General features: G+C 26.6%; 44 protein-coding genes. All 44 read left to right on the plus strand.

Annotation, left to right across the window (positions count from 1 at the left end; all coding sequences use genetic code 11):
* Positions 1–116 precede the first annotated feature (116 nt).
* Positions 117–320, plus strand: a complete 204-nt coding sequence (locus Q0Z93_RS01015; protein ID WP_298061688.1) for a phage holin — start codon at positions 117–119, stop codon at positions 318–320.
* 114 nt (positions 321–434) lie between these two features.
* Positions 435–1,397, plus strand: coding sequence for a peptidoglycan recognition family protein (locus Q0Z93_RS01020; protein ID WP_298061690.1), 963 nt, complete (start codon positions 435–437; stop codon positions 1,395–1,397).
* 396 nt (positions 1,398–1,793) lie between these two features.
* Positions 1,794–2,513: an NUMOD3 domain-containing DNA-binding protein gene (locus tag Q0Z93_RS01025; RefSeq protein ID WP_298061692.1), complete on the plus strand. Its 720-nt coding sequence runs from the start codon at positions 1,794–1,796 to the stop codon at positions 2,511–2,513.
* On the plus strand, positions 2,503–3,900 hold the full coding sequence (locus tag Q0Z93_RS01030; RefSeq protein WP_298061695.1) for an AAA family ATPase: 1,398 nt from the start codon (positions 2,503–2,505) through the stop codon (positions 3,898–3,900). The genes Q0Z93_RS01025 and Q0Z93_RS01030 overlap by 11 nt, the downstream gene beginning before the upstream one ends.
* Before the next feature lie 18 nt (positions 3,901–3,918).
* Complete coding sequence (locus Q0Z93_RS01035) at positions 3,919–4,521, plus strand: hypothetical protein (RefSeq protein WP_298061697.1); 603 nt, start codon at positions 3,919–3,921, stop codon at positions 4,519–4,521.
* Between the two features lie 91 nt (positions 4,522–4,612).
* Positions 4,613–4,777 (plus strand): hypothetical protein, encoded by a 165-nt coding sequence (locus tag Q0Z93_RS01040; RefSeq protein WP_298061699.1) that lies wholly within the window; start codon positions 4,613–4,615, stop codon positions 4,775–4,777.
* Positions 4,777–6,516, plus strand: coding sequence for a DUF927 domain-containing protein (locus Q0Z93_RS01045; RefSeq protein ID WP_298061701.1), 1,740 nt, complete (start codon positions 4,777–4,779; stop codon positions 6,514–6,516). The genes Q0Z93_RS01040 and Q0Z93_RS01045 overlap by 1 nt, the downstream gene beginning before the upstream one ends.
* 301 nt (positions 6,517–6,817) lie before the next feature.
* Positions 6,818–7,126, plus strand: coding sequence for a hypothetical protein (locus Q0Z93_RS01050; protein ID WP_298061702.1), 309 nt, complete (start codon positions 6,818–6,820; stop codon positions 7,124–7,126).
* A 262-nt stretch (positions 7,127–7,388) separates the two neighbouring features.
* Positions 7,389–7,778, plus strand: coding sequence for a hypothetical protein (locus Q0Z93_RS01055; protein ID WP_298061705.1), 390 nt, complete (start codon positions 7,389–7,391; stop codon positions 7,776–7,778).
* Positions 7,771–7,995, plus strand: a complete 225-nt coding sequence (locus tag Q0Z93_RS01060) for a hypothetical protein (RefSeq protein ID WP_298061707.1) — start codon at positions 7,771–7,773, stop codon at positions 7,993–7,995. The genes Q0Z93_RS01055 and Q0Z93_RS01060 overlap by 8 nt, the downstream gene beginning before the upstream one ends.
* Entirely contained in the window at positions 7,985–8,443 is a 459-nt protein-coding gene (locus tag Q0Z93_RS01065; protein WP_298061709.1) for a hypothetical protein, read from the plus strand. The genes Q0Z93_RS01060 and Q0Z93_RS01065 overlap by 11 nt, the downstream gene beginning before the upstream one ends.
* A gap of 1 nt (position 8,444) precedes the next feature.
* On the plus strand, positions 8,445–8,615 hold the full coding sequence (locus Q0Z93_RS01070) for a hypothetical protein (protein ID WP_298061711.1): 171 nt from the start codon (positions 8,445–8,447) through the stop codon (positions 8,613–8,615).
* A 15-nt stretch (positions 8,616–8,630) separates the two neighbouring features.
* Positions 8,631–8,915 (plus strand): hypothetical protein, encoded by a 285-nt coding sequence (locus Q0Z93_RS01075; protein ID WP_298061713.1) that lies wholly within the window; start codon positions 8,631–8,633, stop codon positions 8,913–8,915.
* The gene (locus Q0Z93_RS01080; RefSeq protein ID WP_298061715.1) at positions 8,908–9,264 is read left to right on the plus strand and encodes a hypothetical protein; all 357 of its coding nucleotides are present in this window, start codon (positions 8,908–8,910) and stop codon (positions 9,262–9,264) included. The genes Q0Z93_RS01075 and Q0Z93_RS01080 overlap by 8 nt, the downstream gene beginning before the upstream one ends.
* 128 nt (positions 9,265–9,392) lie before the next feature.
* Complete coding sequence (locus tag Q0Z93_RS01085) at positions 9,393–9,968, plus strand: NUMOD4 domain-containing protein (RefSeq protein ID WP_298061717.1); 576 nt, start codon at positions 9,393–9,395, stop codon at positions 9,966–9,968.
* 1 nt (position 9,969) lies between these two features.
* Complete coding sequence (locus tag Q0Z93_RS01090) at positions 9,970–10,245, plus strand: hypothetical protein (protein ID WP_298061719.1); 276 nt, start codon at positions 9,970–9,972, stop codon at positions 10,243–10,245.
* Between the two features lie 12 nt (positions 10,246–10,257).
* Positions 10,258–11,328 carry a DNA cytosine methyltransferase gene (locus Q0Z93_RS01095; protein ID WP_298061721.1) on the plus strand — a complete coding sequence of 357 codons (1,071 nt, stop codon included), beginning with the start codon at positions 10,258–10,260 and terminating at the stop codon, positions 11,326–11,328.
* The gene (locus tag Q0Z93_RS01100) at positions 11,325–11,585 is read left to right on the plus strand and encodes a hypothetical protein (RefSeq protein WP_298061723.1); all 261 of its coding nucleotides are present in this window, start codon (positions 11,325–11,327) and stop codon (positions 11,583–11,585) included. Before Q0Z93_RS01095 ends, Q0Z93_RS01100 begins: the two co-directional genes overlap by 4 nt.
* Positions 11,575–11,796: a hypothetical protein gene (locus Q0Z93_RS01105; RefSeq protein ID WP_298061725.1), complete on the plus strand. Its 222-nt coding sequence runs from the start codon at positions 11,575–11,577 to the stop codon at positions 11,794–11,796. Before Q0Z93_RS01100 ends, Q0Z93_RS01105 begins: the two co-directional genes overlap by 11 nt.
* A 1-nt stretch (position 11,797) precedes the next feature.
* Positions 11,798–11,944 (plus strand): hypothetical protein, encoded by a 147-nt coding sequence (locus Q0Z93_RS01110; RefSeq protein ID WP_298061727.1) that lies wholly within the window; start codon positions 11,798–11,800, stop codon positions 11,942–11,944.
* Positions 11,945–11,947: 3 nt separating this feature from the next.
* Positions 11,948–12,382: a DnaB-like helicase N-terminal domain-containing protein gene (locus Q0Z93_RS01115; protein ID WP_298061729.1), complete on the plus strand. Its 435-nt coding sequence runs from the start codon at positions 11,948–11,950 to the stop codon at positions 12,380–12,382.
* 3 nt (positions 12,383–12,385) lie between these two features.
* On the plus strand, positions 12,386–12,622 hold the full coding sequence (locus Q0Z93_RS01120) for a hypothetical protein (protein WP_298061731.1): 237 nt from the start codon (positions 12,386–12,388) through the stop codon (positions 12,620–12,622).
* 52 nt (positions 12,623–12,674) lie between these two features.
* A complete protein-coding gene (locus tag Q0Z93_RS01125; RefSeq protein WP_298061733.1) occupies positions 12,675–13,019 on the plus strand; it encodes a hypothetical protein in 345 nt (114 codons plus the stop codon).
* A 2-nt stretch (positions 13,020–13,021) separates the two neighbouring features.
* A complete protein-coding gene (locus tag Q0Z93_RS01130) occupies positions 13,022–13,969 on the plus strand; it encodes a hypothetical protein (RefSeq protein ID WP_298061735.1) in 948 nt (315 codons plus the stop codon).
* Between the two features lie 3 nt (positions 13,970–13,972).
* The gene (locus Q0Z93_RS01135) at positions 13,973–14,446 is read left to right on the plus strand and encodes an ERCC4 domain-containing protein (protein WP_298061737.1); all 474 of its coding nucleotides are present in this window, start codon (positions 13,973–13,975) and stop codon (positions 14,444–14,446) included.
* A gap of 599 nt (positions 14,447–15,045) precedes the next feature.
* Positions 15,046–15,537 (plus strand): hypothetical protein, encoded by a 492-nt coding sequence (locus Q0Z93_RS01140; RefSeq protein WP_298061741.1) that lies wholly within the window; start codon positions 15,046–15,048, stop codon positions 15,535–15,537.
* A complete protein-coding gene (locus Q0Z93_RS01145) occupies positions 15,518–16,801 on the plus strand; it encodes a PBSX family phage terminase large subunit (protein ID WP_298061743.1) in 1,284 nt (427 codons plus the stop codon). The genes Q0Z93_RS01140 and Q0Z93_RS01145 overlap by 20 nt, the downstream gene beginning before the upstream one ends.
* Before the next feature lie 45 nt (positions 16,802–16,846).
* The gene (locus tag Q0Z93_RS01150) at positions 16,847–17,038 is read left to right on the plus strand and encodes a hypothetical protein (protein WP_298061745.1); all 192 of its coding nucleotides are present in this window, start codon (positions 16,847–16,849) and stop codon (positions 17,036–17,038) included.
* 11 nt (positions 17,039–17,049) lie between these two features.
* Positions 17,050–17,298: a hypothetical protein gene (locus Q0Z93_RS01155; protein WP_298061746.1), complete on the plus strand. Its 249-nt coding sequence runs from the start codon at positions 17,050–17,052 to the stop codon at positions 17,296–17,298.
* The gene (locus Q0Z93_RS01160; protein ID WP_298061748.1) at positions 17,295–18,770 is read left to right on the plus strand and encodes a phage portal protein; all 1,476 of its coding nucleotides are present in this window, start codon (positions 17,295–17,297) and stop codon (positions 18,768–18,770) included. The genes Q0Z93_RS01155 and Q0Z93_RS01160 overlap by 4 nt, the downstream gene beginning before the upstream one ends.
* Positions 18,770–19,555 (plus strand): hypothetical protein, encoded by a 786-nt coding sequence (locus Q0Z93_RS01165; RefSeq protein ID WP_298061750.1) that lies wholly within the window; start codon positions 18,770–18,772, stop codon positions 19,553–19,555. The genes Q0Z93_RS01160 and Q0Z93_RS01165 overlap by 1 nt, the downstream gene beginning before the upstream one ends.
* A gap of 12 nt (positions 19,556–19,567) precedes the next feature.
* On the plus strand, positions 19,568–20,791 hold the full coding sequence (locus Q0Z93_RS01170; protein ID WP_298061752.1) for a phage minor capsid protein: 1,224 nt from the start codon (positions 19,568–19,570) through the stop codon (positions 20,789–20,791).
* Positions 20,792–20,982: 191 nt separating this feature from the next.
* Positions 20,983–21,234 (plus strand): hypothetical protein, encoded by a 252-nt coding sequence (locus tag Q0Z93_RS01175; RefSeq protein WP_298061755.1) that lies wholly within the window; start codon positions 20,983–20,985, stop codon positions 21,232–21,234.
* Between the two features lie 182 nt (positions 21,235–21,416).
* Positions 21,417–21,560, plus strand: a complete 144-nt coding sequence (locus Q0Z93_RS01180) for a hypothetical protein (protein ID WP_298061757.1) — start codon at positions 21,417–21,419, stop codon at positions 21,558–21,560.
* Between the two features lie 157 nt (positions 21,561–21,717).
* On the plus strand, positions 21,718–21,885 hold the full coding sequence (locus tag Q0Z93_RS01185; RefSeq protein WP_298061758.1) for a hypothetical protein: 168 nt from the start codon (positions 21,718–21,720) through the stop codon (positions 21,883–21,885).
* On the plus strand, positions 21,882–22,088 hold the full coding sequence (locus Q0Z93_RS01190) for a hypothetical protein (RefSeq protein WP_298061761.1): 207 nt from the start codon (positions 21,882–21,884) through the stop codon (positions 22,086–22,088). The genes Q0Z93_RS01185 and Q0Z93_RS01190 overlap by 4 nt, the downstream gene beginning before the upstream one ends.
* Positions 22,066–22,278: a hypothetical protein gene (locus tag Q0Z93_RS01195; RefSeq protein WP_298061763.1), complete on the plus strand. Its 213-nt coding sequence runs from the start codon at positions 22,066–22,068 to the stop codon at positions 22,276–22,278. Before Q0Z93_RS01190 ends, Q0Z93_RS01195 begins: the two co-directional genes overlap by 23 nt.
* Before the next feature lie 98 nt (positions 22,279–22,376).
* Positions 22,377–22,565 (plus strand): hypothetical protein, encoded by a 189-nt coding sequence (locus Q0Z93_RS01200; RefSeq protein ID WP_298061765.1) that lies wholly within the window; start codon positions 22,377–22,379, stop codon positions 22,563–22,565.
* A 57-nt stretch (positions 22,566–22,622) separates the two neighbouring features.
* Positions 22,623–22,895, plus strand: a complete 273-nt coding sequence (locus Q0Z93_RS01205; RefSeq protein ID WP_298061767.1) for a hypothetical protein — start codon at positions 22,623–22,625, stop codon at positions 22,893–22,895.
* The gene (locus Q0Z93_RS01210; RefSeq protein ID WP_298061769.1) at positions 22,885–23,175 is read left to right on the plus strand and encodes a hypothetical protein; all 291 of its coding nucleotides are present in this window, start codon (positions 22,885–22,887) and stop codon (positions 23,173–23,175) included. Before Q0Z93_RS01205 ends, Q0Z93_RS01210 begins: the two co-directional genes overlap by 11 nt.
* A 112-nt stretch (positions 23,176–23,287) precedes the next feature.
* Positions 23,288–23,482 (plus strand): hypothetical protein, encoded by a 195-nt coding sequence (locus Q0Z93_RS01215; RefSeq protein WP_298061771.1) that lies wholly within the window; start codon positions 23,288–23,290, stop codon positions 23,480–23,482.
* A 151-nt stretch (positions 23,483–23,633) separates the two neighbouring features.
* On the plus strand, positions 23,634–24,089 hold the full coding sequence (locus tag Q0Z93_RS01220; protein ID WP_298061773.1) for a hypothetical protein: 456 nt from the start codon (positions 23,634–23,636) through the stop codon (positions 24,087–24,089).
* 1 nt (position 24,090) lies between these two features.
* The gene (locus Q0Z93_RS01225; RefSeq protein ID WP_298061774.1) at positions 24,091–24,312 is read left to right on the plus strand and encodes a hypothetical protein; all 222 of its coding nucleotides are present in this window, start codon (positions 24,091–24,093) and stop codon (positions 24,310–24,312) included.
* 351 nt (positions 24,313–24,663) lie between these two features.
* Positions 24,664–25,146, plus strand: a complete 483-nt coding sequence (locus Q0Z93_RS01230; protein WP_298061776.1) for an HNH endonuclease signature motif containing protein — start codon at positions 24,664–24,666, stop codon at positions 25,144–25,146.

Consider the following 25,146-nt stretch of genomic DNA (forward strand, 5'->3'; position numbering starts at 1 on the left):
AAATTTAAATTTAATAAAAATGTTAACGTTGGTATTTATAAATTGTAAAAAACTAATTGAAAATATTAAGAAAGAAGATGATTAAAATAGAAAATATTAAAAGGAGGTGAATAATAATGAAGAATAAAACTTACGATGTCTTAAAATACATTGCACAAGTTTTTTTACCAGCATTAACCGTATTTGTTGGCGTAGTGCTAAAATGTTTTAATTGTAGTTTTACTGATATTGTAATTACAATTATGACAGCTTTCGACGCATTTTTAGGCTCAGCATTGATGATATCAAATGCTAATTATAATAAGAAAGAAGGTAATTAATAATGGAAGAAATTAAAAATATAGAAACAGAAGAAATTGAACTTACAGAAGAACAAGAAAAAGAATTTTCAAATGGTAAAGGTGATGAAACAGAAGTTTTGGAGGTGGAATCTAATGAGTAATTCAAGTTTAGCAACAGTAAAAGTTCCAGCAAGCACTTCTAATTATACAAAAGGAAGAAGCGGAAGAAAGATAGAAATGATTGCTATTCATCATATGGCTGGTGTTTTAACCGCTCAACAATGCGGTAATATTTTTAAACAAGTTAATAGAGGAGCTTCTACCCATTATGGAGTTGGGAAAAATGGTGAAATAGGTCAATACGTAGATGAAAGTGATACAGCATGGGCAAATTCAAACTGGGATAGTAATTGTAAATCAGTAACAATTGAAACATCAAATTCTCAAACTGGTGGTAATTGGCCTGTATCAGATGTAACATTAAAATCATTAATTAAATTAGTGGCTGATATTGCTAAAAGAAATAATATTACTTTAGTTAAAGGAAAGACTTTAGTATGGCATAGAATGTATGCAGCAACTACTTGTCCAGGAGACTACTTATTATCTAAAATAGATTATATTATTTCTGAAGCAAATAAAATTAATAATGGTGGAAGTGTTCCACAACCTACACCAACTCCAACACCACAACCAAGTAGTCAAACTGTAAATGTTACATATCGAGTAAAAACTAAAAAACACGGTTGGTTACCAGAAGTTAAAAACTTAACTGACTATGCTGGATATGAAAATAGCCCTGTTACTGATGTTGCTATTAAAGTAGATAAAGGCTCTATTAAATATAGAGTTCATGTTAGAGGTGGTAATTGGTTACCATATGTAACAGGATACAATATAAACGATATTCAAAATGGTTATGCTGGAAATGGACGTGAAATAGACGCAATTCAAGTTTACTATTACACACCAGATGATATAAGACCATTCAAGAAAGCAAAATACAAAGTCAACAATTATTCATTTCAAAAAGATACTGAAACAACTAATGGACAAGATGGTTACGCAGGCGTTTATGGTGTAAATGTTACTAAATTCCAAATAGTAATAGAATAAGACTTTTTTATAAAGTCTTTTTTTTTATTCTTAAAAAGTATAAAAAATATATAAAAAAAGTATTTACAAAATATAAAAAAAGTAGTATAATCTTATAAACGGAGGTGATTAAAATGAATGATAAGAAATTGAGAATAGTCAGTCGAAAAATTGAAAAACTTAATTTTAAAATCAAGTTATACAAAAACAAAATTGACTATTTAAAATTCAAGAAATATCAAATACAAAGTGAAATTGACATTGAAAAAATGCAAAAAAACAAAAAGTAAAGGAGGAAGAAATGATACATATTAAATTGCCTGATGAATTAATTTTAGAATTAAGAAAAGAAGCAAATGAAAAAGGTTTATCATTAAACGCTTATGTAAGAATGCTATTAATTGAAAGACCGAAAAAATGACAAAAGAAGAATATTTAAAAAAACTAGAGGTATTTAATTATACTGTCTATATGCACAAAAACAAAATAAATGGTAAAGTTTATATTGGTATTACAAAAAGAAATCCTAAATACAGATGGAATAATGGTAAAGGGTATTACAATCAAGTATTTAAAAAAGCAATTGATATTTATGGATGGGATAATTTTGAACATATTATATTATTTACTAATTTATCTAAAGAAGAAGCAGAACAAAAAGAAATTGAATTAATAAAAAAATATAATTCTTCAAATAGCAAATATGGTTATAATATTTCAAAAGGTGGATTAGTTAATAATGGTGTTCCTTGTAAAGAAGAAACAAAAAGAAAAATAAGTGTTTCTAATAAAGGAGAAAAAAATGGTATGTATCATAAAAAACATACTGAAAACTCTTTGATAAAAATATCAAATGCTAGTAAAAAGCTATGGCAAAATGAAGAACATAAAAAGAAAATGTCTGAAAAAATGAAAGGAAATGCTTATAGATTTAAAAAAGGAAATATTCCATGGAACAAAGGAAAAAAATGTAAACCAGCAATAAATAGAAAAAAAGTTCAATGTATTGAAACAGGAGAAATATTTAATTCTATTGCAGAAGCAGAAAAAATAAAAAATACAAATAATATAAGTTGTTGTTGTAGTGGAAAAAGAAAATCAACAAAAGGTTATCATTGGAGATATTATGAAGAATAAGATAATAGAACAATTAAAATATTTCAATGGTGTTAGTTTTAATGAAAAAAATCATACTTATAAATTAAAAGATTATCAATTTGGAATATCAGTAACTCAACTTATAGAAAGTTATGCAAACGAATTTAACGTAGAAGAAGTTGCTTCTAGAATTGCTATAAGAGATAATACGACTACATTTGAAATTTTAAAAAAATGGAAAATTGAAAATCAAGAAGCGTGTCTAAAGGGTTCTAAAATACACGTAGAGGCTCAAAATATATGGAAAGGTATAAATATACCTTTAAATATAAAAAAATGCCATACGGGGCTTAAAAATGCTATTAATAGTGGTGTTAAACAAGCAAAACAATTTTATCAAGATTATAAAAATGTTTATGATATGTTATATGATGAATTTATAGTGTGGTCTAAAGAATATGATATAGCAGGTTCAATTGATGGAATTATGTATAATAAATTAACACAACAATGTTGCATTTTGGATTTTAAAACTAATAAAAAATTAGAATTTATTTCAAAATATAAAAAAAAGATGAAAATACCATTACAAAAATTAGATGATTGCAATGGACAACATTATTTTATACAATTAAGTATTTATAAATTTTTGATTGAAAAATATACCAACATAAAAGTTGATGAATTATTTATTGTTTATTTTGATACAAATATTGATAATTATCAAATTATCGAAGTACCTTATTTAAAAAAAGAGGTAGAAAAAATATTAAATTTAAGGAGGGCTAACAAAATGGCAAAAATGATTTTGGTTATGGGAGAACCAGCAAGTGGTAAAACTGTATCACTTAGAAATATCCCAAAAAATGAACTTTATTACATTGACTGTGATAAAAAAGGATTAAACTACAAAGGTTGGAGAAATGACTTTAATGAAGAAAAGAAAAACTTTTGTAGAACTAATAATGGAGAAGATGTAAAAAAAATATTAGAGGGCATATCAAATTCAAGAGATGATATTAAATATATTGCTGTTGATACTATTAATTCTATAATGATTGCCGATGAAATGGTTAGAATGAAAGGCAAAAATTATAACGAATGGCAAGATTTAGCAAAATGTATTTTTGAATTAATTGATGTAGTTCCAGGATTAAGAGATGACTTAACCGTTATATTTTTAGGACACACGCAAACTGATGATGAGGGCTTTACTAGATTATTGACTAATGGACGTAAACTTAACAAAATAGGACTTGAAAAATATTTTGACACAGTTTTAATTGCTAAAAATATTGATGGAAAATATCAATTTGAAACTACTTCATCAACATCTACTGCTAGAGTACCAATGGGAAGTTTTGAAGGACAACAATATGTTGATAATGATTTATATGAAGTTATTAAAGAATTAAAAGAATTTTAGAAAGTGAGGAAAAAGAAAATGGAAAGAATTAATAATTGGGAAGAAATTGAAGAAAAGGGAACAAGTGATTTTATAAGACTAAGTGCAGGAGGATATATTGGCATTATTAAAAGTGCTGAAGAACATACAAGTGAAAGTGGAAATAAATCTTTGAAAATTGAATGTGATATTGCCGAGGGAAATTTTAAAGACTATTTTCAAAAAAGTTATGATAACAACCCTAATGCTGATAAAAAATGGGATAATAATAGCACTAGATATTTAGGATTAGGTGAAAGTTCATTACCATTTTTAAAAGGTTTTATTACAAGTGTTGAAAAGTCTAATACAGGCTATACTTGGAATTGGGATGAAAAAAGTTTAGTTGGCAAAAAAGTTGGAATTGTTTATCAATACGAAGAATATGAAAAACAAGATGGTTCAACAGCTATTAAAACAAAATTAAATCAATTTAGAAGTCTTGATAAACTTGATGAAGTAAATAAAAATGAAAGAATTACTAAAAATGTTAAATTACTAAATGGAAATTATATTCCTATTGATAATTATAATGGAAATCAAAGTCAAGCAAGTCAAGAAAATTCCGAATTAAGAATTGCTGATGATGAATTACCTTTTTAAATTAGAATATTTTTAATATTCTTTTTTAAAAACTATTTACAATGAGGTACAATTATGGTACACTGATATTACAGTAGATAGGAGGTGAACAATGAAAAACAAGCAACATTTGATATTTCAAAAAAATGCTGATAAAACAAGAAATCGTGTTATTATTCCACAATTCTTTATTAATAAATATGGTAGAAGATTTTATATGGAAATTAACGAAGACGAAATTATTTTAAGACCAGTTGGAAAGAAAGAAGGGAAATAATGACAGAGAAACAATTATTTGCTAAAGAAACATTTGTTGACCTTTTTTCTAAAAGTGGTGTTGACCGAATATCAAGAGAAGATGAATTATTTATTGAAGCAAAAAAACTTGGCATTGAAAAAAGATTTAAGGAAAGCTTAAAAAAATATGAGACATTGCTTAAAGATAAGATATCTTTAGACGACAATATAAAACTTCCAAAATGCAAATATGATATTGAAAGTTACAATATGTTAAATTACACTTGCAACATTCATGGCATAACAGATGGAAGCAATTATAAATTCTCATATATTCCAGTTTTACCAGTTGAAAGGTATATCAATAAAGAAACTGAAAAGGAAAAAGTTAAAATAATATTTTACAAAGAAAATGAATGGAAAGAACTTATCGTTGACCGAAGTCAACTTGCAATTAGTCAAAAAATACTTTTATTAAGTGATTATGGGCTTGATGTTAATAGTGAAAATGTAAAATATTATATACGTTATTTCAATGATATACTTAATACTAACGACATAAAAAAAATGGATAGTGTATCTCATATTGGTTGGAAAGAAAGCTTATTTATTCCTTACGACAGTTATGGAATATTTGACGGAGTTGAAGATTTTAAAAAAATCTATCAAGCAATATCAACTAAAGGAAACTATGAAAAATGGAAAGATGTTATAAAAGACTTAAGGAAAAACAAAATAATAAAATTGCTTATGGCTGTAACACTTGCAAGCCCTTTACTTGAAAAATTAAGCTTGCAACCATATATAGTCAACTTGTGGAGTTCTTTAAGTGGAAATGGTAAGACTTTATCTTGCATGGTAGCAATGAGTATTTGGGGAAACCCAGAAATAGGAGCTTTAAGAATGTCAAGCAATAACACACAAAATTATTATATAACCATAGCTTCATTTATGAGAAATATGACTTGTTATTTTGATGAATTACAAATAGTTAAAAATTCAAAATATCTTGATATGGAAAGCCTAGTCATGGACTTATGCAACGGAACTGAAAAAGGTCGATTAAATAAGAATAGTCAAGTAAAAGAAGTTAAGACGTGGTTTAATAATTTCTTATTTACTAGCAACAACCGTATTGTAGATGAAAACGCAGGAGAACAATTATATAACAGAGTTATTGATTTAGAAATTGGAGAAAAAATAATCGAAAATGGGCAAGAAATAGCTAGAATTATAAAAAATAATTATGGTTTTGCTGGTAAGGAATATATTAAATATATTCAAACAACAGGATTTGATGAAATATCAAAAAGATTTAACGAGATATATAGTGAAATAATGGAAAATACTAATTCAACAAGTAAGCAAGCTAGTTCACTAGCAAGCATATTACTAGCTAATGAATTAGGGAATAAATGTATATTCCAAGATGATTACATTTTACAACCAAAAGACATATATGAATATATCAATGATGAAAAAGAAATTAAAACTTCTATTAAGGCAAGAAATTATATTGTTAACGTAATAAATGCTAACGAAAAAAGATTTGCCGACCAAAATTATGGCGAGTCTTGGGGAATTATTACTGAAACTAATATATGTTGTATTAATTCTGAAATTCTATTTAGGGAATTAAAAAAAGGTGGATTTGAATTTAATACGGTAAAAAAAGAATGGGCTGAAATGGGTTTTTTAGAAAGGAATTCACAAGGAAGATATATTCATAATACACAAGTTAGAAGCAGAAAAGGTACATTTGTTCGATTAAATTTATAAAAAAACTAACGATGTTAGGGGAAAAATAACGTAAAAATAGGGCTTAAACCCAGTGTTTTAGGGAAAAACTAACAAACTAACAAAAAAATGGGGTATACACTATATATATAAAATAAAAAAATGCGTATTCTATATAATAGTGTATATGTTAAAAAGTGTTAGAGGCGTTAGAGTATTAGTATTTAAGGGAAAAATATGTTAGTTCTATGTTAGTTATATGTTAGTTATTAATAAAAAATGTTAGTTTTTTATATAATATATACTATTTACTATATATTTATATTAATAAAAAGGAGGATAAATGAAAGTAAAATTAACTAATAAACTAAATAATAATATTATTTATTGTGAATTAACTAATAATAATATTTCAATTTTAAATTCATATAAAATAAAAAGTAAAAAAGAAATGAAAATATTTTTAGAAGTTTTACCATTATATACAATAAAAAGAAATATTAATTCTTGCTTAAATGAATGGGTGGCTCATAATAGATTATATAAATTAGGTTTATTTAAAGAACATACTATAAATACTGATTTATCTAAAAATGAAAGTATTTTAAGAAGAATTGGATATTATTTATTAAGTAGAGGAGGCAAAAAATGATAACTTATTTTTTAATAAAATATTTATTAATTGACAATATAATACTTGAAATTAAAAAGGGAAATTATTTTAATAAAATATTTAGTATAATTTGCTTTCCAATAACATTAATTTTAATTGTATTAGGAATTGTGGCAGATTTAATTATACTTCCGTTTTATTTAATAATGATGTTTATAATTATTATTTTAAATGTGAAAGGAAATGATGAAGATGGAAAATAAAATAATAACAATTTATGAATTAATGGGGCTTATTAAAGATGGTAAAGCACCTAAAAAAAGTTTTTTACAATGGTTCTGAATATAAATTTTGCAAAGATATTGGAGATTATAGAAGATTAGGTTGGGAACATTGTTTAATTATTAAAGATATTTTTAAATATGATAGTCATTTTCATAATTCTTTATACAATATTATAAATGATACAGTTGAAATTCTACCAGAAGAAAATGATGAGTGGGAAGATATAGAAGAATTAGCGGAATATACTTACACAGAAAACTATACTAAAGAATCAATAGAATACAATAGAAAAGTAATTAATCAACTTATCAAAAATCAAAAATACTTAAAAGAAAGACTTGATAATGTAAAAGATGATGTTGTGTTTGATTATTGGAAAGATAAGGTAGTTGGTAAAGATGAATAATGATGGTATAAATATTTATGAAGATAAATGGGTGAATAGTGAAATAACTTGGCTGAAAATAGATAGACCTGAAAGTCCCAAAGATATTAAAGCATTTTTAAAACTAGCAAATATTACAATAGGAATCACTAAAAAAATTAATTGGTTTCAAAGGTTAATGTATAAATTATTCTTTGGAATTGAAGCAGAAAAGTTGGAGAGTAAAGATGAAAAATGATTTTATTCAATGGTTTGATGATAGCTATAAAGATTATTTACAATCTTATGAAGATGATGATATAAAACAAGCATATTCTAAAGAAGATTATAGATTTATATTTTTAAGTAGTTATATTTTTAATGTTATTACTTATGATGATGAATTAGATTTACAATTTGGTAAAAAAATATATGAAGTAATGAAGGCAATACAAGATAGAACTACATTTGAATATATAACAGAACCTGATAATTATAGAAATTATATATTAGTTTGCAATTTATTAAATAGATTTGAACTGATTGATTGGGGAACTAGCATAAGAGGTGCTTGGTTTAGTAAAAATGAGATAGAAAAAGTTGCAGGTTGTTGGGAATTAGATGGTAAAGTTGTTTATAAAAATCCTGTTATCTCTATAAAAGAACTTATTAAATGGTTAGAAATAGAAAAGTTGGAGGAAAAATAAAATGAAATTAGCAATAATTATATTTGCAATTAGTGCATTAATATTTTTTAGAAAAATTAATCTTGATTTATCAGATGTGTTTAATGGTGTATACAAATTTTGGAGAATAGCAAAAATGATTTCACTTTTTGCAATGATAGGCAGTTTTATTGCTATTGTAGTTATGTGGTAGAAAGGAAAAAATAAAATGGAAAATAATGATTATTATGAACCTACAATTAAAACATCAAGAGTTGACGAAATAACAAAAGAACAAGCATTAAAATTATTAGATACAATAACTAAAGATAGAAATAATTTAAAAAATGAAAAACAACAACTTATTTCTTTTTTGAAGAGTGAAATAGCCACTAAAAATGAAATACTAGATAAAAAGCAAAAGTATGATAATAATTATTATATTATTTGTGGCGAAAGAAGTGAATGTCATAGAATATTAGATTTTGTTAATAAAGGTGGTAAAGATGAGTGAAATAAGATTAATAAATAAAGAATTAGGAGAAATAAAAATAGATGATAAAGGTTATTTTGCTATTCCTGATGATATTTATAATGCTATTGAACAATTACAACAAGAAAATGAAGAATTAAAAATGAATTTATTTAGTCCTGACCAAGTTGAATTTAATTGTCCTAAATGCGGTGAAAAATTTACTACCAATTATTCTAGGGAAGTATATGACTTAAAATATATTTTAACTGAATTTGAAAAGTGGCTTGAAGAAAATTATTGTTTGTATATTCCTGAAATTAAGCAAAATTCGGCAATAGGAAAAGTTTATGACAAATTACAAGAATTAAAAAATAAAAAAATTGATTAATTTTAAAAAATATGTTATAATTAATATGTCGAGATAGATTAAAAGCATTTAATGATGTCTAGGACTATCTCGACAATAAACCCTAGATGTCATTAAGTGCTTTTATTTTATCTCTAGGAAAAGGAGATATGTATATGCAAGAAATATGGAAAGATGTAAAAGGATTTGAAGGACTTTATCAAGTTAGTAATATGGGAAATGTTAAATCTTTAGGTAGAAAAGTTTATAATTATTTTCAAAAAGAAAGAATTTTACAACCTGCTAAAATAAATGGGTATTTACGAGTTGCTCTATTTAAAGATAGCCATTGTAAAAATTATTTAGTTCATAGGTTAGTAGCAGAACATTTTATTACTAATCCTGATAATAAGCCACAAATTAATCATAAAGACGGAAACAAAGAAAATAATGTGTGGACTAATTTAGAGTGGACAACGGCTAGTGAAAATCAAAAACACGCATTTAAAAATGGCTTAGGAAAACCATTATGGACAAATAAATTTGGTGGTAATCACCCAACATCTAAAAAAGTAATACAATATTCAAAAGATATGAAATTTATTAAATTATGGAATTCTGTAATAGAAGCAGAAAAAGAATTAAAAATCGGCAGTTCTTCTATATCAAATTGTTGTAGTGGAAGATATAAAACTGCTGGTGGATATATATGGAAATATGAAATATTAGAAAGAGGTAAAAATTAATATGGTAGAAAAATTAGAAAAATTAACAGATAAGTATCCAATTTTAAATTATATATTAGATTTATTTACAATAATACTAATTGCTATTATTATTGGTATTTTATTTATTATTCCATTTTTTATAGAGTACATACTAAAAGCAGGTAAATATGAATATGTAGATATAAATAATAATAGAGGTTATGCTGAAATATGTTATTACGGTAATGCACAGTTAACTTGCCGTACAAATGACGGTAAAATTATCACAGTTTTAGAATTTAAAAAAATATATTAGAAAGAGGTAAAAATGGAAATGCTTAAAGTTTTAGAATTATTTGGAGGAATTGGTGCTTGTAGTAATGCTTTAAAAAGACTTAATATACCATTTGAAATAGTTGATTATGTAGAAATAGATAAATATACAGTTAAATCATTTAATGCTATATATGGTACTAATTTTGAACCACAAGACATAACTACTTGGGATAAAGATATTGAAGTTGATTTAATTATGCACGGAAGCCCTTGTCAAGATTTCTCATTAGCAGGTAAACAAGCAGGTGGAGATGAAGGAAGTGGGACAAGAAGTTCTTTGATGTATGAAACATTAAGAATAGTTGAAAAGTTAAGACCAAAATACGTTGTTTGGGAAAACGTAAAGAATGTTTTAAGTGAAAAACATAGACACAATTTTGATAATTATTTAGCAAAAATGGAATGCTTAGGATATACAAATTATTATCAAGTGCTTAATGCTAAAGACTATGGTATTCCGCAAAATCGTGAAAGAGTATTTACAGTTAGTATTTTAGGTAATGAAAGTTTTGAATTTCCACCAAAGCAAGAACTTAAATTAAAACTTAAAGATATGCTTGAAGATGAAGTTGATGAAAAATATTACTTAAGTGATGAAATAACTAATAGAATTAAATATAAATTTAATAATGAGAATGATATTTTAGGCGGTATGCAAGAACACCAAAGTATTAAAAAAGATGGAATATGTACTACTCTAACAAGTTCTATGGGTACAGGTGGGGGATATGTTCCGATGGTATCAAGAAAGTATGGCATATTCGATACTGAAAAATCAACTCATCAAGCAGGAAGCGTATATGATGATAACGGCTTAAGTCCTACGCTTGATACTATGCAAGGTGGTTGGAGGCAACCATGTATTGAAAATAATTTAAAAATTAGGAAATTAACACCTAAGGAATGTTGGAGATTAATGGGTTTTGATGATGAAGATTTTGAAAAAGCAGAACAAGTCAATAGTGACACTCAATTATATAAGCAGGCTGGAAATAGTATTGTTGTAAATGTACTTGTAGAAATATTTAAAAATTTATTTGATAAGGAAGGTGAAATAAAATGAAAGATAATAAAATAAGATTTTGGTTAGACGGATGTGATATATCATTTATTGCAGAAGCTCCTAAAGATATTACTTTAGAACAATTATTAAAACAATGTGATAGGATAAAGCCAAATTGGTGTGCTTGTGGAATTAGAAGTATTGATGATGATGAAATCAAATTAGATACGGAAATTATTATTGATTATAATAATATTTATAAAGTAAATGATGATGTTAGTTGTGAAATAAAGGAAGTGAAAGATAATGAAATATGATGAAAAAGATATTGAAGAGCTTTTAAATACTGAGGAAAATAAATTGCAAATAGAAACACAGTCAAATCTTGCAACAATAATTCAATTATTGTGTCAAAAGAAAATTATTGCTGAAGAAGAATTTATCGAAACGAACAATAAAATGAAAGAAATTATAAAGACAAATATAAAAGAAAAAATAAAACAAATATTGGAAAAAATGGAGGAATAGTATGGTTAAAAAACAAAAATGTTATATTGTAATTGATGAAAATGATGAAGTAAAAGGCGTTTTAAGTACATTTGAAAAAGCAAAAATGTGTGCTGGTACTTACGGGTTAAATGAGCATTATATTAAAATTGGTTATTTTTTAGGGTGAAATATGCAATACTATTACGATTTAGAAATTAATTTACTTGCTTGCTTATTACTTAAACCAGAACTAATGGATAAAATAAGAGTTGAAGATAAGCATTTTATAAAACATCAAAGACTTTGGAAATTTATGAAAGCATTTTATGAAAAATACAAAACTTTCAATACTGTACTAATGCATCAAGTTTGCAAAGATAAATATCAAATAATGAAATATATTGAATGGCTTCTTGACGTGCCTGTAATGTCATTTGACTTTGAAAAATATCAAGATGAATTAATTCGACAATATAACCAAAATAAAAAAGATAAATGGCTAATTGATAAAATATATGATTTAGCAAATAATTTATATGTTGGAAATATTTCTATTGAAGAATTCAAAAATGAGGTGCAAAAAGCCGAAGAAAATGCTATAATAATATTTAAAGAGGAGGAATGAAAAATGTATTTAAAATTAGACTTTGAACAATTAAAACAAATTGAAAAAGCAACTGAGATAACATGCACTGATTATGATTTATATGGCAACTTTTTGCCAGTAGAAAGTGTCATGTCAATTGTGGAAGATTTACTTTGGGAAATTGACCGCTTGCAAGAAGAATACGACGATTTACAAGAAGACATGAAAAATAATTATAGACCACTTGAGACATTAAGCCTTGATGACGTTTATGAATGAAGATATTTTGATATATCTTTTTTTTATGCTATAATTTATCTAGGTGATAAAAATGGAAATAACCAGAGGGGATACTAAATATTTTAAGTTTCAACGCAAAAGAAAACATGATAGCGAAGTAATAGAAGATTTACCCAATAAATTATATTTTACAATTAAATATAGTAACACTGATGAAAATATATTAATTCAAAAAACACTTAAAAATGGAATAAAATATAACACAAATGATAAATATTATTATATAACTATAAATCCAGAAGATACAAATAACTTGCCGTATGGCAAATACTACTATGACATTGAAGTTATTAAAGACAACAACTACAAACAAACAATTGCAATTGGTGAAATAAATATCACAAGTGAAGTTACTTTTTATGGAAATGAGGGTTGAAAATGGAAGACAAATGTATTGAAGAAATAACTACTCTTGAAGAAGTTGAAGTTATTGACAACACGGTCGATACAAGTCAATTTATTACAAAAGACGTTGATAATTTAACACACTATACCACTACAACTGATTTGGAAAATAATTACGTAAAAAATGAGAATATTGAGGACTTCATTAAAAAAGATGTCAATGACTTGCAAAATTACACTAAAACTACTGACTTAAAACAGGAATATGCTAAAAAGAGTGAAATACCTAGTTTAGAAAACTACTATAAAAAAACAGAAACTTATTCTAATACAGAAATTGATGAAAAAATAAGTGATGAAACAAGTGATTTATTGCAAGGACTATCAAGAGAATTAAAACCTGACGAAGAAAATGGTGGCTTTAGTTCTCAAACAACTGTTAGTATTAAAAATAAAAGTGGTGCTACTGAATTAATTATGGAGATTGATAACTTAGACATCACAACTGATGTTGCTACTAACTCTGTATTGGGAACATTAAAAGGGCAAGATTTGGAAGATAGAGTTAAAAAATTAGAAGAAAAACCAATTAAAGTAATAGAAATTAGTTCGAAAATGACAAAAGATAATAAAGAAAATCATGTTTATCCTGATTTAGAATTAAACGAAGACCAATTTCAAATTGTTTTAAACAACAATATTTCAATTCTAAAAGTAAATTACAACATAACTAACCCAAGCAATGGAACTGAAACCGATACATTAGTTTTTTATACAACAATAGATGATGAAAAGGTGGTTAGTGGAAGAAATACCGTTGACACAATTAAAATAAATGCTATTAGAAGAAATAACGAAGGCATTTTGGTATATCATGGTGAAATGATTGGAGATGGCATTAATTATTATAAAAAAGTGACGTTACAAGCAACATATATTCCAAATACGCCAGTTGCGTCAGCCTCTAATTTATGGGGCTAATGAATGAATAACATATTAATACTGGCAGATAGCCGACAACAAAAGGATAAATATATAACAGATCATTTCAATAAAAATTTAATTATGTGGGTTCGCGCGGGTTTACCAAGTGGCGATTATATGGCCGTGAGATATAATGATGGGTTTGTAAAAGATTACTCGATAATAATAGACACAAAAAAAGACGTTGAAGAAATGGCACATAATTTATGCAATACAACAGAACACGAAAGAATTAAAAGAGAAATATCTAAGGCTAGAGAATTAGGCTGTGAAAGATTTATATTTCTTATATGTGACAATAAAATAAAAGGCATTAATGATTTAATTAATTGGCAAAGCAATAAAACTAAAGTAAAAGGCATAACACTTGCTAAAATAATGCAAACAATGGCTAAAAAATACAAAATTGAATTTATTTTTACTTCTAAAGAAATGGCTGGCTCTAGGATATTTGAAATTTTAAACAAAAAGTGATATAATTTAATTGACATAAGTAATAAAAAGGGAAAAACCATGTTTCTAACAATTTTTTTCATTCACCTTAACTTTACTTACCTTATGTCAGCTCCCTTTTTAGATAGGCTTTTATACCCTATCTTTTTTATTGAAAAAATATTAAAAAAATGGTAATATATTTAAAAAGTTGAAAAAGGGTGATACAAATGAAACAAAATATTTTAACAACTTCTAGGCTAACCGATTTATAGGACGGTTTGCCTTTTTTTACTTTTTTGAACGGAGGTGAAAAATGGAAACTGATTTTAGTGAATGCTCATTTATAGAAAACGAAATGAAGTATTACACATACGAGGATTTTTGCAAATACAGATATGCTATAAAAAGACTTTTTAATTTATTATCTAAAAATGGAAAGATTTTCTATAAATATTATGTATATGCTAATATTCATATGAATACAACTTGCAAGGATAGAATTTGGGATTTTCTTAATGGATATGATGAAACTGGGTATGAATTAATGCGTATTGCAAGATTTTATAAATCTATGTGATTTTATTAAAAACAAAAAATATGCTATAATTTAAATAGTCTTAAAAAAAGTAGGTGATTAAATGGCAAAAAGCAAGGCTAATGAATGGCTTGAGCAAGACAAACTGACCTTGCTTGAAGCATGGGCTAGAGACGGGCTTACTAACGAACAAATTGCAAATAATATGGGAATAAACGCTTCTACATTGTATGATTATATAAACAAATACGACAAGATTTCCAATGCCTTAAAAAAAGGTAAAGAAGTTGTAGACATTGAAGTTGAAAATGCTTTATATAAAAATGCAACTGGTTTTTGGTATGATGATGTTGTTGTATCAACAAAAAAAGAAGTATTATACGAAAATGGCAAGAGAATAAAAGAAATAAGTGAACCAGTTAGCGTTACTATTAGAAAGTTTAAACCAGCGGAAACTACTGCACAAATATTTTGGCTAAAGAATAGAAAGCCTAAAGAATGGCGAGACAAGGTTGTTTATGAAGGAGAAACAAAAACTGATGGTGTTATAAAAGATTTAGTGGAGGCTTTAAACAATGTCAAAAACTCTAAATGAGATGTTAAATCCAAAACAAATAGATTTTATGTTAGCAGATGATAAAGTTATCAATTTGTTAACTGGCTCAGTTCGTAGTGGCAAAACTTATGTTTCTTTATTAAAATGGGCAATATTCGTTGCTAGTATGCCAATAAATAGCGAGTTTCTTATGACTGGTAAGACTATCACTTCATTAAAGCGTAATTGTCTTGGTTTGTTACAAGATTTAGTAGGTAAGAATTTTACTTATTCTACTTCACAAAAAATGGGTGTATTATTTGGACGTAAAGTATGGCTAGAGGGTGCTAATGATGAAAGAGCCGAAAGCAAAATACGTGGTATGACATTGGCAGGTGCTTATGTTGACGAATTGACGCAAATACCTTTTGAATTTTATTCTATGTTACTTTCTCGTTTGTCTGTTAAGGGTGCGAAGTTATATGCAACGACTAACCCTGATAGTCCAACGCACTGGGTTAAGGAACTTATCATTGATAATGACGAAATAGAAAAGGCTATTTGGAATTTTAGTTTTGATGATAATGAGATACTTAAAAGAGAAAATGAGGATTATTTTAATAACTTAAAACAACAATACCAATCAATGGGTGGTGTGTTTTATGAACGATTTATTCTTGGCTTATGGGTTATGGCTGAAGGTATTATATATAAGCAATTTGCCAATAATCCTGAAATGTTTATAAGAGATGAGGCTGTAGATAAAAATGGAAATAAACTTAATTTCTTAATTGTGTCAATAGGTATAGACTATGGGGCAACAAGAGGACAAACTACATTTAAAGCAACAGGAATAACACCATATTTCAAAGAGGTGTGGTGTTTAGATGAAGTAAATCTTGAAGGACTTTATACACCCGAAGAAATATATGAAGAATTTGATAAATTTTATTATAAAATTGTAAAAGAATATGGAAAATGTACGCACGCATGGGGTGATTGGGGCTCGTTGGGCGAAGTGCTTTCTTTTGGCTTAAATAGGCATTTACAACAGAAAGGAATACCATTAAAAATAGAAAATTGTATTAAATTACAAATTAACGATAGAATATATTTAGACTGTTATTTATTTGCGAATTCTCGTATGTTTATATTAAGAAAATGCGAATATTTAATTAATTCATATAAACAAGCGGTTTGGGACGAAAAACATGAAGATTGTCGGCTCGACGATGGTAGTTTTGATGTGGACTCGCTTGATGCTCATGAGTATAGTATATCGGCTTGGTATGATAAGTTAATGACTAATATTAACCCATTTTGATAGATTTTAATTTTAATGCTATAATTTAATAAAAGGAGAATTGCTATGAAAGATAAAAAAGTTTTAGATTGGCTTGAAAAAAATATGAATAAGCAACATTTATTTTATTTTAGAGATAATGATAACGATGAAAATATTATCGATTGTTATTTTAAAAAAAATAATAAACATTTTTGTATTTTTTATCGTCAAGTAATTTTAAAATGTATTGACGAAAATATAGAAATTTCTAATTAGGAGGCTAAAATATGAAATTAGAAATAAAAATAGATAGATATGGAACTTGCGAATATTTTAAAATAGATGGCAAAAAATATGGAAAAGGTATAATTGGTTATCAAGTGTTTCATAATGCTGGAGAAAAACCACTTGTTATTATTCAAGCAAGAGTTGATGAATGCATTATAGATAGTGAAGATAATAGACTTTATTTAGATAATTTAAACAAAAAAGGCTTGTTTAAAAAATTAATTGATAAGATAAGAGGTGTAAAATGAAATTAGAAAAGTTTTTACAAGATAATTATAATTACAATCCTGAAATAAAAGACCAAGTACAAAGTTATTATGAAACATGGAAATCGTGGTATCAAGGCGATACGAAGTTTCATCATTATTTTATTTATAATGGTAAAAATAAAATACCACAAACACGATATACAATGAACATGGCTAAGCAAATAAGTGAAGATTGGTCAGATATTTTATGGAGTGAAAAATGTAAAATATCAATGACAAATGATAATTCGCAAGACCAATTTGATGACTTAACTAATAAATTAGATTTATATACAGTTATTAATCAAGCTTTAGAAAAATCAGGAGCTTTAGGCACAGTTGCTACAGTTACAAGCGTTTATGATATCATTCAAAATGAAGACGCCATGACTTTAGACGTTAGTGAGGCCAAGACTAGAGTTGATATAGTAGATTTTGACTGGATTTTTCCACTTACTTGGAATAATAAAGAAGTAACAGAATGCGCTTTCGGTAGTGTGGAATATATTAAAGGACAAAAATATGTTGTATTATCAGTTCATAAATTAAATGACCAAGGAAATTATGTTATTTACAATCATTTATTTAGAGATAATAACCAAACATTGACGGAAGTTGAAATGGACGATACAGCTAAAGAGTTTGATACAATGAGCAATGTTAAATGGTTTAGTATATTTAAACCTTTACTTACTAACAATTTATTCAGCAATTCACCTTTTGGAATACCTCATTTTGCAAATGCTATTGATAATTTAAAAGCAGTTGACCTTTGTTTTGATGCTATTAAAAATGAAATTAATGATGGACGTAAAAGAATATTTGCACGTGCCGATATGTTTAATTATGATGATGGCAAGCAAAAATTAGTATTTGACCCTAACGATACAAGTATTTATCAATTACCTAATGGAGCAAGTAAAGATGATTTAATACAATCAGACAGTGATACATTAAGAACTGATAGTCAAATAGGAGCATTAAATACTGAATTGAATTTATTAGGAAATCAGGTTGGGTTTGGAGAAAATCATTACCATTTTGATGGAACTAATTTAAGTACAGCAACAGCAGTTATTAGTAGTAATTCTAAATTATTTAGAAGAAAGAAAAAACTTGAAATTGGTTATGAAAGTTCTATTTATGATTTGGTAAATGCTATTTGTTATGCTTCTAGTAAATTTGGACAATATAATATTGATACTGCTGATATGGTTATTCAATTTGACGATAGCATTATTGAAGATAAAGAAGCAGAAAGCGCAAGAGCCAAAGGGGAAGTTACTCTTGGTTTAATTTCTAAAGTAGAATATCGTATGCGTATCTTTGGGGAAACCGAGGAGATTGCAAAACAAAAAATTGCTGATATTCAAGAAGAAACTTTAGACATACAAGATATGCTTGGATTAAATGAAGAAGAAGAAAATCAAGATAATCAGCAAAATGATAATAAAAATGGTGGTGAGCAATAATGGGTAGATGGGTTACAATAAATGGTGCTCACGTTTGGCTTGAAGAAGGTCAAAGTCCTATGGACGCTTTTATTAGGCAAAAAGGTGGAATAAACCCTCAAAGAAAAAAAATGGACGAAGAGTTAGAATTATTAGAAGCATATTATCAAGACGCTGAAACAGAAGAAGAAAGACAAAAATATAAAGAAAAAATTGATAAGTTAAAAGATAAAATGTACGAAGAAGATATGAAAAACTGGGACAAAAATTTGGGGAATGAAATTGTTAGTAATGTAACTTCTAATATTGGGCAAGATAATCCTAATATAAGAACTTTTAGTGATAAAATTGCAAATCAAAGCAAAGAAAGTGCTATTGTATTTGATGATAATGGTAAAGAGATTATGTTTAAAGATGGAGAACAATACAAAGTACAATTTAGAGGGCAAGAATTAAATCAATTAAAAGATATGAATTTTACGCATAATCATCCTACAACTCATATGTACGATACAATGTTTTCTAAACAAGATTTAATTTTTATGTATGATAATGATTTAAAATCAATGTCAGCAATAAATAAAAATGGTACAATAATTACTTTAACAAGAGATAAAAGTATTATAACTGATGACCAACATAAACCAGGATTTTTGGCAGGAGATTTTCAAAGGCAAAAAGAAAGTTTGGGAAGACAAGCAGGAGGAAGTTTAGAAAAATTAGATGAAGCAGGTGAACAAATGAGTAATTGGCTTGAACAAAATGCTGAAAAATATGGTTTTAGATATAAAAGGCAAAACCGATAGGAGGTGTTCCTATTGATAGATGAACAACAAATAGAGCAATTAATTGAAAGATTAGTTGATAGAATAGAACAAGCCAATCTTGCCTTTTTAGAAGAAATTGGAAAATCAATAAAACAACTAGGTAAGTTAATGCCTAGTAAAGCTCAACAGTTAATAAATATTTTGAAATATGGTTCAAATTATAATGATATTGTTTATAAAATATCACAAATAACTAATTTAAATATAAAAGATATTGATGAGATATTTCATGCTTTTGCAGAAAAAGATAGATTATTTTATAAACAATTTTATGAATACAGAAATTTATCGTTTACCACTTATAGGGAAAACCGTGCTTTAGTAACACAAGTTCAAGCATTGGCTAATATAACTAAAAACGAGTTAGCAAACTTTATGAATACTCGGGCATTGGGCTATTCTGTAAGAGATTTAAATGGTAATGTCGTTTTTAAAGGTTTAAGAGAAGTCTATACGCAAGTTTTAGATGAAGCAATATTGAATGTTGGACAGGGAAAAAGCACCTTTGATACTGCTATGCGAAATACTTTAAAGCAACTTGGAGGTAGTGGACTTAAAACAGTTGATTACAAAGGACGTTCAATGCGATTAGACAGTGCAATTCGTATGAATATGCAAGGTGCATTAAGAAATTTACATAATGAGACGCAAAAAATATATGGTGCTGAATTTGACTCTGATGGTATAGAAATTAGTGTACACTTAAATCCAGCACCAGACCATGCTGAAGTACAAGGACGGCAATTTAGTAATGAAGAATTTAATAAATTTCAAAATGATATTGATGCTGTTGATTATAAAGGGAAATTATTTACTTCTGAATTTGAAGGCAAAGACAGGCGTGCTATTAGTGAATATAATTGTTACCATTATATATTTAGTATTATACTAGGTGTATCACAGCCACAATATAGTAACGAACAATTGCAAAATATTATTAATGAGAATAACAAAACTATTAATATTGATGGAAAAGAATACACCAAATATGAATGTACACAACTTCAAAGAAAATATGAAACAGCCATTCGTAAGCAAAAAGATATACAAATACTAGCCAAAGCAAGTGGTAATGATAATTTAGTTTTAGAAAGCCAACAAAATATTACGCAATTAACTAATAAATATCGTGAAATAAGCAAAAAGGCTAATTTACCTACTAAAGTAGATAGACTGAGAGTCAGTGGATATAAAAGAGTTGCAATTAAAAAATAAATATTATATAATTTATATAGCCTTTTGGCAATGATATTATTTCTTTAGGAAATAATTAAAAGAACTATTTAATTTAGTTCTTTTTTTAATTTAAAAAAATATAAAAAAAATATAAAAAAAATATAAAAAAAGTATTTACATTATATTTTTTTTGTGTTATTATTAATACATAGAAAGAGAGAGATGAAAAAATGAAAAATGAAAGAATTTGCGCATTAGTTAAAAATGTAATTGGGGGTAAAATAATAAGCTATAGCTTATGTAATACTATTTATGATAATGAAGAAGATTTTCTATATTATGGAAGAGAAACTTATGAAACAGTGAATAAATTTGATGCTGAAGAGTTTGAAGAATTGCTAAAAAATAATGATTATGATTATTTAAAAACTGTTAATGATTTGCATTATGAAAAAGTTGATAAATTATTAAAAGGCTTTTAGAAAGGAGTAAAATTATGTACGAAGTTGAATGCTTAGATTTAGAAACTAAGAAAGAATTTAAAAAGACTTTTTGGAATTATCATTTATTTAATAAATTTATAAATAAATGTAAACGTTCTAAAAAGATTAAAATTATAAGTATAATTAATAATGAAAAAATGTATGATTAATAGGAGGAAAAAATGAAAAAGTTAAGATTAAAAAGTTGGGTTAAAAATTTATTAATAATGGTATTATTTTATTCTACAATTATTTTAGGGGTTTTATCTATTAGTTGGCGAGCTAATCAAATAGATAATATTAATAATATTCAAGAGGTAAGATAACATGGCAAAAGAATTTGAAGAAATGATAAAGTGTCCACATTGTGGATATAACAATAAAAAATACAATGCTTATAAATACGGCACTTGTACTGGTTGTAAAAAAACCTTTAGATAATAGAGTTAGATTTCATTACGAAATGTATAAAAAATTGATGATGTGGAGGAAGAAATGAAAAAGAAAAAGTTAAGATTAAAAGATGATATTAAAATTTATATTATAGAATTTATAATGATATTTAGCTTGGCAACATTAATTTACATAACAGTAATTGCAAAAACAATTGAATGTGATACTAGTTGTTATAGTGAGGAGGCTTTAAGATGAAAATATACATAATTAAAGGCAATAATAATGAAGTTTATGAAGATTATTATGAATGGATACAAAGTGTTTATTTGAATAAAGAAAATGCTGAAAAGGAAATTGAAGTATTAAAAAAGAAATATGAAGAAAATAATTATTATATAGAAGAATACGAAATTAAAGATAGAATGGAGAATATAAATGAAAATAACAAACAAAAATAAATTATTAAAAGAATGCTGTAATTTTTTTGAAAAAGGCAATGGGCAAGATGCTGGTATATTTTTAAGTAAACTATGTTTTGCATATTTAACTTTATATAAAGTTACTAAAGAAGAATTTTTAAAATCTTTAAGTAATTCGATTGATATTATTAATAAGGAGATACAAGATGGTAATAACAATAATAATTAGTTTACTAATCGGTTACTTTATAGGAATGATTAGTTGCATAATGCAAGTTATGTATATGGAAAAGAGAGAAAATAAAAATATAAAGGAGATATTAGATAATGAGTGATGAAGAAATAAAGAAATTTTTTAATAAAATGGAAGATAAAATAATACTTTTAGCAACACCAGATTATGATTACAAAGAAGATTGGGCTTATTTTAAAATAGGGGATATTGAAAAATTAGTTGATATATGTAGAAATTTGTTATTTAAAATAGAAGATCTGAATGCAAACAAAAACAGCTAATTTTGAAAAATTTAAAATCTATGCTATAATTTCTTTAGATAGGAAAGAGGTTATAATATGGACTGGAATAGCATATTGACAATTGGTTTGGCAGTTATAACCATACTGAATTTCGCTTTTGGAAGAGGGGACAAATCGAAAAGTGATACAGCCGATAGAAACTATAGGCAAGGAATACTAGACCAACAGCTTAAAGACATAAAGGAAGATTTGGAAGACATTAAAAGCACGCTCGGAAAGTTAGATGACCAGATAAGTAATAAGATTAAAGAAGCTATTTCCAACCACATAAAAGAGTATCACAAGGGAGGTAGAAGAAATGAATCTTGAAAAAAAAGTAAATAAGATAGAGAAGAGAGTCGAAAATGAAGTTAGCGTTGCCATGGATATATTAAATGATTATAAAAAGCAGAATAAAAGATTGTTTATTATAATCTTAGTGTTATGTGCAATGTTAACGGCGGTTACTTGTTATACAATTTATTTATTAAATGATATTGAAGTTGTTGAGACAACTGAAACAATAGAAGATTATGATGTTAGTCAAAATAGTGGCGATGGTGGTAACAATAATTTTATAAATGGTAATGAAAACGAGGTTAATAATTAATGGCAAGACAACGTATAAAATATACAAAAACTACAAAAACCACTAAAAGAAAAACAAGAAAATCAAAACAAAAGAGATGTAAATCTTGTGGTCGCTACATGTGAGGTGCTTTATGTTTGATTTTACAAAAGAAGAATATGAACGTATTAAAGAAAAAGCAATGCTTAACGATGAGTTATCTAAAATCTTAGAAATGAAAATAAAAAAATGTTCTAATGTTGAAATAGCACTAGCAATTCCAATGAGTGAACGAACATTAAGTAGAAGAATAAAATTATTAATAAAAAAAATAAAAAAAGTCTTATGACTTCTTTTTTTGGCAAAAAAGTGGCAAAAAAGTGGCAAAAAAGTGGCAAAAAAGCGGCAATTTATTATTGAAAAAATATAATAAAATTTAATCATGAAAGGAGATAAAAGGCATTTATTAAAACATTTGTCATTTATCTTCTTTTATTATTTTGGAGATGATAAAAATGTATAATAATCAGTTTGGTTATAACCCTTATATGCAACCATTTAATAACAACTTTAATCAACCTCTGCAAAATTCTGCAGTGAATACACAGAGTTCTGCAGTCAATTCTGCAGTGTCTAGCAGACAAGTACTAAATGGAAAATTAGTTGACAGTATAGACGTTGTCAAAGCTATTGATATTCCTTTAGATGGCTCAGTAAGTTATTTTCCATTAACAAATAACAGTGCTATTGTTACTAAGCAATTATTAACTGACGGTACAAGTAAGACAACTATTTATAAACCTATTGAAGAAAAAGAAACACCAAAAGTTCAATATGTTACTATGGACGATTTAAAGAAATCTATTAAAGAGATTGATTTAAGTGAAATAGACGATTTAAAAGATGAAATAAAAGACTTAAAAGCAGAAATAAAAAAGATAAAAAAAGGTGATTAATATGAACAACCCATTACAAATATTAAAAGCAATTAAAAATCCTAAACAATTTGCTATGAATATGATAAAAAAAAGTGGAAACCCTATTTTTAACAATTTAACCGATATGGCTGAAAAAGGAGATACACAAGGTTTACAAAACTTTGCTAGAAATATCTTTAAAGAACATGGAGCTGATTTTGACAAAGAGTTCCAAGAATTTATGAGTACTTTTAAAAATTAGTTTTTATGGTTTTATAAATAATTTGCAACCCCATAATCTAATTTAAGAAAGGAGAAATAAATTATGCGTGGAGAAGGTTATTCTTTAGCTGATATTGCAGCTGCTACTGGAAACAGTGGAAACAATGGTGGCAATAATGGTTTTGGCAATGGTGAAGGAGCATGGTAGAAATCTGCCATGGGTAAATCGAGGTATTAAACGGGAAGGCTGAAATGCTAATCCGAACCGAAGGCTATACAAAGTATAGTCAGGGGCAGAGCATAGGTAGTGAAAAGATATAATCTACCCACGAGACCTCGACAAGTGTTGATTATTATCCCCTAATATGTTACAATATTGTTAGGTGATAATATGAAAAAAGGAAAGTTTTATACATTAGAAGATTATGAAATAACAAAAGATGGACAAATTATAAATAAACATAATAATCATATACTTAAACCTCAACCAAATGGGAAAGGATATTTAAGAGTTATTATAGGACACAAAAGATATTTTGTTCATAGACTTGTTGCTGAAAAATATTTAGAAAATAAAGACAATAAACCACAAATAAACCATAAAGATGGTAATAAATTAAATAATTCTATTTATAATCTTGAATTTGTAACAAATCAAGAAAATAGAAATCATGCAATAAAAAATGGATTGCATTTATGTGGTGAAAAATGTTCTTATTCTAAGTTAAAAGAAAAAGAAGTTATTTATATTTTAAATAATTTACAAAAAACAAATAGTGAATTATCTAAAATGTTTAATGTATCAAGAGCAACAATAAACGATATAAGAAAAGGTAAAACTTGGAAACATTTGAAAAGATATGCCGAACTATAA

Origin of the sequence: uncultured Rikenella sp., from assembly GCF_947628055.1 — a bacterium.
Taxonomy (GTDB): domain Bacteria; phylum Bacteroidota; class Bacteroidia; order Bacteroidales; family Rikenellaceae; genus Rikenella.